This is a genomic window from Achromobacter sp. KK8 (assembly GCF_054188005.1).
In genome coordinates this window covers 3145350-3159792 of record NZ_CM135178.1, presented here as the reverse complement: position 1 = coordinate 3159792, position 14443 = coordinate 3145350, and the positions used below count along the sequence as shown (strand labels likewise).

The 14443-nt window shown below is 68.7% G+C and carries 10 protein-coding genes; 3 read left to right on the top strand and 7 right to left on the bottom strand.

The genetic code is table 11. From position 1 onward, the window contains the following. Positions 1 to 4: 4 nt before the first annotated feature. From ACVN9Z_RS14530 to ACVN9Z_RS14510, 5 genes are all read right to left on the bottom strand, one after another. Positions 5 to 850, bottom strand: coding sequence for a DUF4434 domain-containing protein (locus ACVN9Z_RS14530; protein WP_390624479.1), 846 nt, complete (start codon positions 848 to 850; stop codon positions 5 to 7). A 163-nt stretch (positions 851 to 1013) separates the two neighbouring features. Next, a complete protein-coding gene (locus ACVN9Z_RS14525) occupies positions 1014 to 1427 on the bottom strand; it encodes a YidB family protein (RefSeq protein WP_006384432.1) in 414 nt (137 codons plus the stop codon). Positions 1428 to 1546: 119 nt separating this feature from the next. Next, positions 1547 to 2740 carry a lytic murein transglycosylase gene (locus ACVN9Z_RS14520; protein WP_458213492.1) on the bottom strand — a complete coding sequence of 398 codons (1194 nt, stop codon included), beginning with the start codon at positions 2738 to 2740 and terminating at the stop codon, positions 1547 to 1549. Further along, positions 2737 to 3453, bottom strand: coding sequence for an MOSC domain-containing protein (locus ACVN9Z_RS14515; RefSeq protein ID WP_110135235.1), 717 nt, complete (start codon positions 3451 to 3453; stop codon positions 2737 to 2739). Before ACVN9Z_RS14515 ends, ACVN9Z_RS14520 begins: the two co-directional genes overlap by 4 nt. A 4-nt stretch (positions 3454 to 3457) precedes the next feature. After that, the gene (locus ACVN9Z_RS14510; RefSeq protein WP_070540314.1) at positions 3458 to 4300 is read right to left on the bottom strand and encodes a ferritin-like domain-containing protein; all 843 of its coding nucleotides are present in this window, start codon (positions 4298 to 4300) and stop codon (positions 3458 to 3460) included. A 119-nt stretch (positions 4301 to 4419) separates the two neighbouring features. Here ACVN9Z_RS14510 and ACVN9Z_RS14505 point away from each other — a divergent pair, with 119 nt between their 5' ends. Then, entirely contained in the window at positions 4420 to 5559 is a 1140-nt protein-coding gene (locus ACVN9Z_RS14505) for a GNAT family N-acetyltransferase (RefSeq protein WP_006389418.1), read from the top strand. A 4-nt stretch (positions 5560 to 5563) separates the two neighbouring features. Here ACVN9Z_RS14505 and ACVN9Z_RS14500 read toward each other — a convergent pair whose 3' ends face one another. Continuing rightward, on the bottom strand, positions 5564 to 6034 hold the full coding sequence (locus ACVN9Z_RS14500; RefSeq protein ID WP_026383735.1) for a cyanophycin metabolism-associated DUF1854 family protein: 471 nt from the start codon (positions 6032 to 6034) through the stop codon (positions 5564 to 5566). 14 nt (positions 6035 to 6048) lie between these two features. After that, a complete protein-coding gene (locus ACVN9Z_RS14495) occupies positions 6049 to 8334 on the bottom strand; it encodes a cyanophycin metabolism-associated ABC transporter (RefSeq protein WP_020924614.1) in 2286 nt (761 codons plus the stop codon). 260 nt (positions 8335 to 8594) lie between these two features. Between ACVN9Z_RS14495 and cphA (ACVN9Z_RS14490) the strand changes: the two genes are divergently transcribed. Both cphA (ACVN9Z_RS14490) and cphA (ACVN9Z_RS14485) read left to right on the top strand, forming a co-directional pair. Then, complete coding sequence (cphA, locus tag ACVN9Z_RS14490; RefSeq protein WP_006389415.1) at positions 8595 to 11210, top strand: cyanophycin synthetase; 2616 nt, start codon at positions 8595 to 8597, stop codon at positions 11208 to 11210. A gap of 62 nt (positions 11211 to 11272) precedes the next feature. Next, on the top strand, positions 11273 to 13843 hold the full coding sequence (cphA, locus tag ACVN9Z_RS14485) for a cyanophycin synthetase (RefSeq protein ID WP_458213491.1): 2571 nt from the start codon (positions 11273 to 11275) through the stop codon (positions 13841 to 13843). Positions 13844 to 14443: the final 600 nt, after the last annotated feature.

The following is a 14443-nucleotide window of genomic DNA, read 5'->3' as shown; positions in this document are numbered from 1 at the left end:
GGCGTCAGACGCGCGCGGCCATCCAGGCGTCCATCAACGCGCGGGCCTCCGGCGTGTCGCCGATGACCCAAGGGTCGAGGGTGAATGCCACGATGCGCTTGGCGCCGTAGCCGCGGGCCACGTCCCATTGCTGCCTGACCCGGTTGAAATCGGCCGAGCGCGCCTTGAACGTGGTGCCGTCCGTCTTGCCCGACGGCAATTCCTCGAACAGCTCCATGACCAGGTCGAACGCGGCGCGGCGCTTGAGCAACATGTCGTGCAGCGGCTCCAGCGCCTGGTAGTTGGCCAGGCCCGCCACGCCCACGCCGTCCTGGATCATCGGATGGATGCGCACTTCGTCCAGCACCCGTGACCACAGTTGCATCAACGAGCCGGTGCCGCCGAGCCGGCTATGGTAGGTCGAGACCGACGGGATGCGATGGCAGCTGGCCAGCGAGGCGCGGGTGAAAGCGTCCAGCCATGGCACCAGCAGCGCCTGGCGCTCCGGCCGGGCCCAGTTGTACTGCTCCAGTTCGTACGGCACATACCAACCGCGGAAATTGCGGCGCTCGGGCCAGGCGGCCGCGCGCATGTAGGCAACGCCGCGATCGCGGGTGTGGTCAAGGTAGGCCGCCAGCGCCGCGTCGTCGGGCGCGGCCAGCATGTTCCACCAGCGCTGATCGTAGGGCAGGCCCACATGCACGCCCAGGCCGCTACGGTCGGCTTCGTCGAAGATGGCATCCAGCATCGACCGCGGCGCCATCCAGTCATCCGGCCGGCCGCCTTCCAGGCCGACCCATTGCAGGAAAATCTCGCGGCAACCCAGCCGCCGGTAGGTGGCGATACGGCGCCGCCATTCATCGCGCGTCAGGTCGAGATGGCTGAGCCACAGTTGCAGAAAGGTCGCGTTCAGCGAGATCGGCGGCGCGCAGGCCGCCAGGGGCGCAAGCGCGCCCAGCGCCGCCGCCTGCAGCAGGCGGCGGCGCGCCAGCGATTGAAGCCGCGGGCGCGTCAGGGAAAGGCCCCTTGCCGGATCAGCCGCGATTGCCGAACAGGCCGGACAGCGAAGCCAGCAGGTCGGTCGGATTGAAGGACTGGCCCGGCTCGACGGCGCCCTCGGGCGTGGCCTTGTCGACCAGCTGCGGCAGCAGCGCGGACAGCGAGCCCAGCACCGAACCGGTGTCCTGCCCGGTCTTGGCGGCCAGTTCGTTGACCACGCCGGGATCCAGCACCCGGCCAAGCTGATCGGCGCTGACCGGCAGGTTCTGGCCCTTGCCGATCCATGACGCGACGATTTCACCCAGGCCGCCCTGCTGGAAGCTGGCGATCAGGCCGGACAGGCCGCCGGGGTATTTGTTCAGTTGTTCGATCAAGGCCGGCAGCAACGAGGCCGAGCCCCCTTGCTGACCGCCGCCAGCCATCGAGGCCAGGGTATCCAATAGACTCATCGCCGTGCTCCAGGAAAATCGGAAATCCAGTATAGGCCCATGACGCCGCGCATTCCGTCATCCAAAGGATACCGGCCCCGATCTTTGCAAAACTTGTCCTTTGGCGCGCCGGCCGCGCCTCAGGCCGCCTCGCGCAGGGCCCGCAGCGCCTTCTGGCCGGCGCGGCCATCGGCCGGCAGGCCCAGGGCGCGCTGCGCCGCCCGCAGCGCCTCGCGCGTGCGTTCGCCGATCATGCCATCGGGTTCGCCCAATTCATAGCCACGGGCAATCAGCAGCCGTTGCAACTCGCGCCGCTCGGCCCGCGACAGGCCGGGATCGTCCGTCGGCCAGGCCTGCGCCAGCGGCCCGCCGCCGCGCAGGCGGTCCGACAGGTGCGCGATCGCCAGGGCGTAGCTCTCGGCCGCGTTGTACGAGTACAGCGCATCGAAGTTGCGCGTCACCAGGAAGGCCGGCCCCGTGGGCCCGGCAGGCAACAACAGGCCTGCCGGGGTCTCTCCCGGCGGCAACGGCGTCCCGTCGACCCGCGTCACGCCCTGGCCGCGCCAGGACGACAGCGGCCGCTTGTTCTTGCGCCCGGCGCCGACCGTGGCCAGGCCCGCGGGCAGCCTGACCTCATAGCCCCAGTCCAGACCGCTGTTCCAGCCGGCCCGCTTGAGGAAATTGGCCGTGGACGCCAGTGCGTCCGGCACGCTGTCGATCAGGTCGCGGCGGCCGTCGCCGTCGAAATCCACCGCCAGCCGCAGGTAGGTCGACGGCATGAACTGGGTCTGGCCAAAGGCCCCCGCCCAGGACCCCTTGAGCTTGTCCGGGTCGATGTGCTCGTCCTGGATGATCTTGAGCGTGGCGTAGAACTCGCCGCGGAAGTACGCCTGCCGGCGGCCGAAGCACGACAGCGTCGACAGCGACGTCAGCAGCGGCCGGCCGCCCAGCGTGCGGCCGTAATTGCTCTCGACGCCCCACACCGCCGCGATGGTGGCGGGATCCACGCCATAGCGCGATGCGGCGCGATCGAGTTCGGCACGCCAGCGCGCGATACCTTCCTTGCCGTCGGCGACGCGCTCGTCGTCGACCAGCGCCGCCATGTAGTCCCAGATCGGCGTCTTGAATTCCGGCTGGGCGTCCAGCAGGCCGATCACGGCCATGTCGGGCGCCAGGTTGGCGGTGTGCGTGGCGAAAGTGGCGCCGGACACGCCGGCCTTGGCCGCGGGCGCGCGCAGGCCGGCCAGGCAGGTCGCGAACGCGTCGGCGGCCTGCGCGGAAGTGGACAGCGTCAGCGCCAGGGCGGCCAGCGACGCGGTGTAGCGGATTATCATGTCGAGGGAGTTCCCGTGGAAGCGTCGGCCGGGTCGCCCTGCAGGCGCCGCTGCCAGTCTTCGACCTGGCCCAGCCGGGCGCGCTTCTCGAACAGCGCGCGCCAGTTGGGCGACAACGCCGGCAGCGCCGCCAGCTCGACCAGCGTCGGCAGGTCCAGCACCCGGCGGTTGAGAATGTCCTGGATGCGGGCCAGCGACCACTGTGGATGGGGGCGGTCGCGCAGCGACAGCGTATCGCCCGGCGCCAGCCAACCCTCGCGCAGCACGCGGTAGTACCAGCCAGTCTTGCCGCTGGCCTGCACCTGGGCCGACATGCCCGGGTGCGCGAAACGGTGGTTCAGCTTCCAGCATGGCTGGCGTGCCTGGGATACCTGTATCAGCGCCCCGCCCACCGCGTACGTGTCGCCCACGCAGACATCTTGTTCGGTCATGCCGTGAGTGGAGAGATTTTCGCCGAACGCGCCCGGGGCGCGCAGCACGGCGCGTTCGCCCAGTTCCCGCAGCCATGCGGGATAGTGCTCGCGGGCATAGTGATGCAGCGCCTTCTCCGGGCCGCCGTGAAAGCGGCGGTCAGCCTGTTCGTCGCCGCGCAACCCCTCCAGGCCGAGCCACAACGGCCCTTCGACCGGATGCTTGTCGATGCCGCTGTCGCGGCCGGAATCCCCCAGCGGGCGCACCGCCCCCGCCAGCAGCGCGTCGATCACGATTTCCATGCCGTCATCCTCGATCCGCCTGCAGGGCAGCCAGTTCGGCCTCGTCGAAACCCGCGGCGCGGCGCGCCGCCAGGTTGAAGGGGCCGCGCAAGCGCGGCGCGTTGTAGCGGCTGGCCAGTTCGGCGTAACAGGCGACCGGCTCCCTGCCCTGCCGCGCGCACAGCAGCTTGTACCAATGATTGCCGATCGCCACGTGGCCGATCTCGTCGCGCAGGATGATGTCGACGATGGCCGCGCTGCGCGCGTCGCCGGCGCCCGCCAGCTTGTTGCGGATCAGTGGCGAGGCGTCCAGCCCGCGCGCCTCCAGCGTGCGCGGGACCAGCGCCAACCGGGCCAGCAGGTCGTCGCGGGTACGTTCGGCCATTTCCCACAGCCCGTCATGGCCGGGAAAATCGCCGTAGGCGTAGCCCAGGTCGGCCAGGCGCTGGTTCAGCAGCTCGAAGTGGGTGGCCTCTTCGCGCGCCACGCGCAGCCAGTCGCGGTAGAAGGCGTCCGGCATGCCGGCGAAACGCCAGAGGATGTCCAGCGCCAGGTTGACCGCGTTGAATTCGATATGCGCCAGGGCGTGCAGCAGCGCCGCGCGGCCCTCGAGCGTGGCCATGGAACGCTGCGGCACCTCGGACGGCGACACCAGCACGGGCACGGCGGGCCGCCCCGGCAGCGCGCCATGGGCAACGTAGTGGCGCGCGCAATCCAGCGGCGCCTGGTCGCCGATGGCGCGCACCCGCGCCAGCTTGTCGGCCCAGCCGACGGCGGCCAGCGCCTCCAGCGCCGCCGCCCGCAGGCAAGCCATGCCGCCTGTGCGAGGTTCATTGCCGCCCGGGGCGACGATTGAATTGCTATCCATGAAAATTTCCGCCGCGAAACGGCTCGGGGCCGCACGCAAGACCATGACCATGCGCAATAACCCTGCGCGCTCATCAGGCGCCGCGCACCGCGCGCCAGTGAAGACTTTATCATTCGTGCATGGATTCGCCGCTACGCCTGACCATCGAGACCGACCTGTCCCGCATCGACGCCCGCCAGTGGGACGCCCTGGCAGGCGACCAGCCGTTCCTGCGGCATGCCTTCCTGCATGCGCTGCACGACAGCGGCTGCGCCGCGCCGCGCACCGGCTGGTCGCCGCACTACCTGATGCTGTGGCGCGGCGATGCGCTGGCGGGCGCCGTGCCGCTCTACCTGAAATCGCATTCGCGCGGCGAGTATGTGTTCGACTACGCCTGGGCCGACGCCTTCGAGCGCCACGGCCTGCGCTACTACCCCAAGCTGCTGGCGGCGGTGCCGTTCACGCCGGTCTCGGGCCCGCGCCTGCTGGCCGCCAGCGACGAGGACCGCGACACGCTGGTGCGCGGGCTGGTCGCCTTCGCCGAAGAAATCCAGGTGTCGTCGCTGCACCTGCTGTTTCCGGCCGCGGACGACCTGCGCGCCCTGCGCGAGGCCGGCTTCATGGTGCGCGAAAGCGTGCAGTTCCACTGGACCAACCCCGGCTACGCCGACTTCGACGCCTTCCTGGCCACCATGAGCCACGACAAGCGCAAGAAGATCCGCCAGGACCGCAAGAAGGTGGCGCAGGCCGGGCTGGCGTTCCGCTGGCTGCGCGGCGCGCAGATCGACGCGGCCGAACTGGATTTCTTCCACCAGTGCTATTGCCACACCTACTTCAACCACGGCAATCCGCCCTACCTGAGCCGCGAATTCTTCCTGCGCGCCTATCGCGACCAGCCCGACGCCTTCGTGCTGATCCTGGCCGAGCGCGACGGCCAGCCGGTGGCGGCGGCCCTGAACCTGGCGGGCGGCGACACGCTGTACGGAAGGTATTGGGGCGCGACGGAATACGTGCCGGGGCTGCACTTCGAAACCTGCTATATGCAGGCCATCGCCTACTGCATCGCCCACGGCATGGCGCGTTTCGAGGGCGGCGCGCAAGGCGAGCACAAGATGGCGCGCGGTTTGCTGCCCACGCCCACCTGGTCGGCGCACTGGGTCGCCGATCCGCGCTTCGCGGCCGCGATCCAGCACTTTCTCGATGAGGAAACCGCCGCGGTCGACGACTACCTGGGCGAACTCGAGGCCCACACGCCGTTCAAGCGCGCGGCGGCGGATTGACCGCTCAAAGGAAGCGGTCCAGCAGTTTGCGGCTGTGCTTGTCGAGCGACAGGATGTCGCGCACCAGGTAGAAGATGCCGTGGCTGTCGGCAATCAGCAGCGTCTGCGGGTTCAGGCGCCGGATGTCCTCCTCGCCACGCAGCGTGAAACTGGTGGGGCCCTTGTCGGTCTCCACCTTCCAGACGCTGGGCGTGGCGAAGGTGGACACGCTGGCCAGCTTGCGGATCTCGGGCATGAATTCCCGCCCGGCCAGTTCCTCTTCGATCAGGGCGCGTTCGGCGGCGGGCACATCGGCCAGCCGCTCGATCCACAGCAGTTCGCGGCCTTCGCCTGTCACCAGCGACAATCCGCGATCGGCCTCGCTGATCGGAAAGGCCCGCACCGGAATCACGCCTTCGTGCGCGACGCCGTCGGCGCCCTGGAACACCAAACGCCCGAACGCGTTGCGTCGCAGCTGGAAAACGGGAAGCGTCATGACGGTTATCTCGCTCAGGCCACGGCGGCCATGTCTTCGCTGCCGGAGGCCTGCGCGTCGGCCTCGTTCTGGCGCGCCTGCGCCTGGTACAGCCGGTAGTAGGCGCCTTCACGCGCCATCAGTTCCTCGTGCGGGCCCTGCTCCACGATCTGGCCGCGGTCCAGCACCACCAGCCGGTCGGCCTTGCGCAAGGTGCTCAGGCGGTGGGCGATGGCGATGGTGGTGCGCCCGCGCACCAGATTGTCGAGCGCCTTCTGGATTTCCTTCTCGGTGGTGGTGTCCACCGACGACGTGGCTTCGTCCAGGATCAGGATGCGCGGATCGATCAGCAGCGCGCGCGCGATCGAGATGCGCTGGCGCTCGCCGCCGGACAGCGCCTGGCCGCGTTCGCCGACCAGCGAATCGTAGCCATGCGGCAGCCGCAGGATGAATTCATGGGCATGGGCGGCGCGGGCCGCCGCCACGATCTCGTCGCGGGTGGCGTCCGGCTTGCCGTAGGCGATGTTCTCGGCGATGGTGCCAAAGAACAGGAAGGGTTCCTGCAGCACCAGCCCGATGTTGCGGCGATAGTCAGCCACCCGCACCGAACGGATGTCGGCGCCGTCCACCAGGATCGCGCCTTCCGACACATCATAGAAACGGCAGATCAGGTTGATCAGGGTGCTCTTGCCCGAGCCGCTGTGGCCCACCAGGCCGATCATCTCGCCGGGCGCGATGCTCAGGTCCAGGCCGCGGATGACCTGGCGGTTGCCGTAGCGGAAACCGACGTCGCGCAATTCGATGCGGCCGTTAATCTGCGGCAGCTTGGCCGGGTTCTGCGGCTCCGGCACGCTCGACACGTGGTCCAGGATGTCGAAGATGCGCTTGGCGCCGGCGGCCGCCTTCTGCGTCACCGACACGATGCGGCTCATCGAGTCCAGCCGCGTGTAGAAGCGCCCGATGTACGCCAGGAAGGCCGCCAGCACGCCCACCGTGATCTGCTTCTGCGACACCTGCCAGATGCCGAAGATCCACACCACCAGCAGGCCGACCTCGGTCAGCAAGGTGACCGTGGGCGAGAACAGCGACCAGGTGGTGTTGACGCGGTCGTTCACCTCCAGGTTGCGGTTGTTGGCCTCGCGGAAACGCGCCACTTCGCGCTTTTCCTGGGCAAAGGCCTTGACCACGCGGATGCCGGGAATGGTGTCGGCCAGCACGTTGGTGATCTCCGACCAGATGCGGTCGACCTTCTCGAAGCCATGGCGCAGGCGGTCGCGCACCGCGTGGATCATCCAGATGATGAACGGCAGCGGCACCAGCGTGACCAGCGCCAGCCACGGATTGATCGACACCAGGATCGCCGCGGTCATGGTGATCATCAGGATGTCGTTGGCGAAGTCCAGCAGGTGCAGCGACAGGAACACGCAGATGCGGTCGGTCTCGCTGCCGATGCGGGAAATCAGGTCGCCGGTGCGCTTGCCGCCGAAATACTCCAGCGACAGCTGCTGCAGGTGCTCATAAGTGGTGGTGCGCAGGTCGGCGCCGATGCGCTCGCTGACCCAGGCCAGGATGTAGGTGCGGGCCCAGCCCAGGCCCCACGCCAGGATGGCGGATCCAAGCAGTCCGCCCAGGTACAGGCGCACCTTGCCATAGTCGATCGGCGCGCCGTTCTGGAACGGGATCAGCACGTCGTCCATCAGCGGCATGGTCAGGTACGGCGGCACCAGGGTCGCCGCGGTGCCCAGCAGGGTCAGCAGGAAACCGGCCAGCAACGGCAGGCGGTATGGCCGCGCGAAACGCCACAGGCGCAGCAGCGCCCAGGTGGTGGATGGGGATGCCTGTTCCTGGTTGCAGGTGGGGCATTCGTCCTGGCCGGCGGGAATGACGTTATTGCAGATGGTGCACTGGCGTTCGCCCGGCGCCGCCTCCTGGTGGCCGGACAGGCGGATGGCCTGCTGCGCCTCGAACTGGCCCAGCAGCCGCAGCGCGGCCGGATTGCAGGCCAGGGTGAAGCGCCAGACGCCCAGGCGAGCGCTGTCGTCGTGCAATTCCAGCACGGCGGCGCCGGCGTGGTCGGAAAGATTCAGGGACAGTTGAGGGCCATAGGGCCAGGCTTCCCAGCCGGTATCGGCGGGATTGCGGGCGATCAGGCGGCGGTCGGTCACCGCGACCAGGCCCGGACGGAACTTCAGGCGCTGGTCCAGGTCTATTTCGAGCCAGGCCAGCAGGGTTTCGCCCTCCGCCAGTTCTGCGCGGAATTCATCCCGCCAGCGGGCAGGAAAGGCTTCGGCTAGGCCGGAAAGCAGGTGTGTTTTTTTCATTGGAACGCATACCGGGCCAGGACTCTGCCCTACAAGGCGGCGACGGCATCCCAACCCCGGGTTGGAAACGTGTCCCTTCCTTACAACACAACGAGTTCACGCCTTTGAAGGCGTCGTATAGTATCAGCCGATTTTTCTAATTAGGAATATCTGGGATCCCCCACTCGTTGGCATTATTCTTAAGGCGCAACCCCAATAAATTCGCGGTCTTGCATAGGGGCGTCCGCGCGTGCCAACCTGCTTCTCAAGTAAATTAAAACATGAAAAAGAAAGACATTGAATTTCTCGATGTCGTGGCTTTGCGCGGCCCGAACATTTGGACGTACCGTCCGGTACTTGAGGCGTGGGTGGACATCGGCGAGCTGGAGGACTACCCCTCCAACACGATCCCCGGCTTCTACGAGCGGCTGACCGCCTGGCTGCCTACCCTGATCGAGCACCGCTGCAGCCCGGGCGTGCGCGGCGGTTTCCTGTCGCGCGTCAAGGAAGGCACCTGGCCCGGCCACATTCTCGAGCATGTCACCCTGGAATTGCAGAACCTCGCCGGCCTGCGCGGCGGTTTCGGCAAGGCCCGTGAAACCTCCACCCGCGGCGTCTACAAGGTCGTCGTGCGCGCCTGGCAGGAACAGGTCACCCGCACCGCCCTGAACGAAGGCCGCGACCTGGTCATGGCCGCCATCGAAGACCGCCCGTTCGATGTGGACGCCGCCGTGGCGCGCCTGCGCCGGCTGGTCGACAAGCACTGCCTGGGTCCCAGCACCGCCTGCATCGTCGATGCCGCCGACGACCGCGACATCCCCTACATCCGCCTGTTCGAGGGCAACCTGGTGCAGTTCGGCTACGGCTCGCGCCAGCGCCGCATCTGGACGGCCGAGACCGACCGCACCAGCGCCATCGCCGAAGGCATTTCGCGCGACAAGGACCTGACCAAGGAACTGCTCTCGACCTGCGGCGTGCCGGTGCCGGAAGGCCGGCTGGTCGACAGCGAGGACGACGCCTGGTCAGCCGCCGAGGACATCGGCCTGCCGGTGGTGGTCAAGCCGTACGACGGCAACCACGGCCGCGGCGTCTTCACCAACCTGACCACCCGCGAAGAAGTGGTTTCCGCCTACCGCGTCGCGGTCGACGAAGGCAGCGGCGTCATCGTCGAACGCTTCGTGCTGGGCAACGAACACCGCCTGCTGGTGGTCGGCAACCGCATGGTGGCCGCCGCCGCGGGCGAGCCGGCCTGGGTCACGGGCGACGGCAAATCCACCATCACCGAACTGATCGACAGCCAGATCAACACCGACCCGCGCCGCGGCCGCACCGAAAACCACCCGCTCAACCCGGTGCGGCTGGATTCGGCCGCGCGCCTCGAGATCGCCCGCCAGGGCCTGTCCGAAGACAGCGTGCCGGCCGATGGCCAGCGCGTGCTGGTGCAGCGCAGCGGCAACGTCGCCTTCGACGTCACCGACCGCGTGCACCCCAGCGTCGCCGCCACCGTGACCCTGGCGGCCCGCGTGGTCGGCCTGGACATCGCCGGCGTCGACCTGGTGGCCGAGGACATCTCACGTCCGCTGGACGAACAGCGCGGCGCCATCGTCGAAGTCAACGCCGGCCCCGGCTTGCTGATGCACCTGAAGCCGGCCGACGGCACCCCGCGCCCGGTCGGCCGCGCCATCGTCGATCACCTGTTTCCCGAAGGCGACGCCGGCCGCATCCCCATCGTCGGCGTCACCGGCACCAACGGCAAGACCGTGGTCGCGCGCCTGGTCGCGCGCCTCCTGCACCTGTCGGGCAAGCGCACCGGCCTGGCCTGCAGCGAAGGCCTGTACCTGGACCGCCGCCTGGTGCAGAAAGGCGACCGCGCCGACTTCGCCTCCGGCACGCGCGTGCTGATGAACCGCAACGTCGATGCCGCCGTCATCGAGAACGACAGCGGCGTGATCCTCGGCCAGGGCCTGGCCTACGACCGCTGCCAGGTCGGCGTGGTCACCAACATCGACGACGCCGACCATCTCGGCGACTTCGACATCAATGAAACGGAACGCATGTTCAACGTGTTCCGCACCCAGGTCGACGTGGTGCTGCCGACGGGCGCCGCCGTGCTCAACGCGCGCGATCCGCGCGTGGTGGAAATGGCCGAGCTGTCCGACGGCGCCGTGATCTTCTTCGGCATCGATCCCGCCCTGCCCGCCATCACCGCCCACCTGCAACAGGACGGCCGCGCCGTGTTCGTGCGCGACGGCGGCATCGTGCTCGCCCAGGGCGCCCACGAAGAGCGCCTGGCCGACGTCGCCGCGATTCCGCTCACCCATGGCGGCCGCGTCGCCTTCCAGGTCGAGAACGTGCTGGCCGCCGTCGGCGCCGCCTGGGCGCTCGACATTCCGGTCGAACTGATCCGCGCCGGCATCGAGACCTTCGACATCGACCAGGCCGACGCGCCCTGGCAGTTCACGCTGTTCGAGCGCAACGGCAGCACCGTGGTGGTGGACGACGTCCACAACGCCTCCGCGCTGCGCCCGCTCATCGCCGCCATCGACCAATTCCCGTCGACCACGCGCGCCGCCGTCTATTCGGCCGGCGCCGACCGCCGCGACGCGGACCTGATCGAGCAGGGCAGGCTGCTGGGCGACGCCTTCGACCGCGTGGTGCTGTACGACGACGCCACCGTCACCAGCAAGCGTCCCGCCGGCCAGGCGCGCGCGCTGCTGCGCCAGGGACTGGAACAAGGCAGCCGCGTAAAGCAGATCATCGACGAGCCGGACCACGGCAAGGCCATCGAGAGCCAGCTGTCCGGCATCGCCGCGGGCGACTTCGTGCTGCTGCAATCCGACGAAGCCTTCTCCGGCCCCACCATCGATCTCGTCCGCCGCTGGATCCAGCAACACTGACATCATCGCGCGCGCCACGGCCATCGCCGCCGGCGCGCGCAAGCTAGACAGGAATACCTGCCATGGAAGTTTCCCGTATCCGAGCGCTGCGCGGCCCCAACCTGTGGAGCAAGAACACGGCGATCGAAGCCATCGTGTCGTGCGCCGACGCTGAATGCTCCATCGACAACCTGCCCGATTTCGAAGCGCGCCTGCGCGCGCGGCTGCCGCAGACCGGCCTGCTGCGTCCCGAGGGCCACCAGGGCGCCGTCTCGATCGCGCACGTGCTGCAGATCGTCGCCCTGACGCTGCAGGCCTACGCCGGCTGCCCCGTCACCTTCGGCCGCACCTCATCCACCATCGAGCCCGGCGTGTTCCAGGTGGTGGTGGAATACAGCGAGGAAGAAGTCGGCCGCCTGGCCATGGACCTGGCGCAGCAGCTGGTGCAGGCGGCGCTGGACGATGCGCCGTTCGACCTGGCCGACGCCCTCAAGCGCCTGCGCGAGCTGGACGAGGACGTGCGCCTGGGCCCTAGCACCGGCTCCATCGTCAACGCCGCCACCGCCCGCAATATTCCCTACCGCCGCCTGACGCAAGGCAGCATGGTGCAGTTCGGCTGGGGCAGCAAGCAGCGCCGCATCCAGGCCGCCGAAACCGACCTGACCAGCGCCATCTCCGAATCGATCGCGCAGGACAAGGACCTGACCAAGATGCTGCTGGACGCGGCCGGCGTGCCCGTGCCGCTGGGCCGCTCGGTCACCACGGCCGAAGACGCCTGGGCCGCGGCCCAGGAGCTGGACGGCCCGGTGGTGGTCAAGCCGCGCGACGGCAGCCAGGGCCGCGGCGTGGCGGTCAACATCGAGACGCGCGAGCGCGTGATCCAGGCTTTCGAAGTGGCCGAGGAGATCAGCTCCGAAGTCATCGTCGAGCGCTACATCCCCGGCCACGACTTCCGCCTGCTGGTGGTGGGCGGCGCGCTGGTCGCGGCCTCGCGCCGCGATCCGCCGCAGGTGACCGGCGACGGCGTGCACACCATCCGCCAACTGGTTGACCAGGTCAACGCCGACCCGCTGCGCGGCGACGGCCACGCCACGTCGCTCACCAAGATCCGCTTCGACGACATCGCGCTGGCCACGCTGAAAAAGCAGGGCTTCGACGCCGATTCGGTGCCCGCCCCGGGCACCCTGATCTTCCTGCGCAACAACGCCAACCTCAGCACCGGCGGCTCGGCTACCGACGTGACCGACGAAGTGCACCCCGAGATGGCGGCGCGCGCGGTCTCCGCGGCCCGCATGATCGGCCTGGACATCTGCGGCGTCGACGTGGTGGCCGAAAGCGTGCACTACCCGCTCGAAGACCAGAACGGCGGCGTGGTGGAAGTGAACGCCGCGCCCGGCCTGCGCATGCACCTGAACCCCTCCTTCGGCAAGGGCCGCGCCGTGGGCGAAGCCATCATCGCCAACATGTACGCCGATGGCGACGACGGCCGCATCCCGGTGGTGGCGGTGGCCGGCACCAACGGCAAGACCACCACGGTGCGCCTGACCGCCCACATCCTGGGCACGGCCGGCAACCGCGTCGGCATGACCAACTCCGACGGCGTCTACGTCGACAACCTGCGCATCGACACCGGCGACTGCAGCGGTCCGCGCAGCGCCCGCAGCGTGCTGATGCACCCGGACGTCGACGCCGCCGTATTCGAGACCGCGCGCGGCGGCATCCTGCGCGAAGGCCTGGCCTTCGACCGCTGCAACGTCGCCATCGTCACCAACATCGGCATGGGCGATCACCTCGGGCTGGGCTACATCAGCACCGTCGAAGACCTGGCCGTGGTCAAGCGCGTGATCGTGCAGCACGTGCATCCGAGCGGCACCGCCGTGCTCAACGCCGCCGATCCCATCGTCGCGGAAATGGCCTCCAGCTGCCCCGGCTCGATCACCTACTTCGCCGAGGACCGCAACCACCCGGTGATGGCCACGCACCGCGCCCAGGGCCTGCGCGTGGTCTACCGCGACGGCGACGCCATCGTCGCGGCCCAGGGCGGCGAGGAAACCCGCTTCCCGCTGGCCCAGATTCCGCTCACGCGTAACGGCACCATCGTGTTCCAGGTCGAAAACGCCATGGCCTCGATCGCCGCGGCCTGGGCGCTGGGCCTGGACTGGAGCATCGTGCGCCGCGGCCTGGCGACTTTCGTCAACGACGCCCAGACCGCGCCCGGCCGCTTCAACGTGTTCGACTATCGCGGCGCCACCGTGATCGCGGACTACGGCCACAACCCGGATGCCATCCTGGCGCTGGTGCGCGCCGTCGACGCCATGCCGGCCAAGCGCCGCTCGGTGGTCATCAGCGGCGCCGGCGACCGCCGCGACGAAGACATCCGCATGCAGACCGAGATCCTGGGCGAAGCCTTCGACGACGTGCTGCTGTACCAGGATCAATGCCAGCGCGGCCGCGCCGACGGCGAGGTGCTGGCCCTGTTGCAGCAAGGCCTGGTCAACGCCAGCCGTACTCGCCACATCGAGGAGATCCACGGCGAGTTCCTGGCCATCGACACGGCGTTGGCGCGCCTGAACGCCGGCGACCTGTGCCTGATCCTGGTGGACCAGGTGGAAGAAGCGCTGGCGCACATCGCCCAACGCATCCGCGAAGCCTGATCCCGGTCGCGGGACCGAATGAAAACGGGGCGCCTTGTGCGCCCCGTTTTCATTGCCCGGCCCTTCAGCCGCGGGCCGATAGGTCGGGCGCCGCCGCCTGGTACCGGTCCGTCACGTGGGTGCAACCGAGCGCCGCCATCGCGGCCAGCGCCAGCAGGATCGTGCCAAGGAATCGTTGCGTCATGCATGTCCTCTCTGTGTGAAGGGGGCCCGGCCACGCGGGCAGCAAACCCGTGCGTGGAACCTGCCCCAAATATACCGGTGCCCCGGCCACCCGGCCAGCCTCGGATGGCCCGCCTGCCGGCCTCAATTGCCGTCCCGCCCGAGGCGCGGGTCGGACAGGCCTTCGTCGGGTAGGGGTCCGTTACCTGCCCCGCTCAAAACGGCTCAAGACGTTGCTCAGATGTAACTTCCCCTCCTGGTGCGCCTGCGCTACCTGCCGTCGAAAGACGCGCGCTTTGCCCCGTCCCCCGCCGTTACATTTGCCCACAGCGTCCTTTGACAGGGCTCGCGGACGGCCTGTACCTTGAACTCAAGCTGATCAGTGTCCAACTCAACCGCGAATGCACAAGCTTATCGGCCATAAGCCGCCGCATCCGC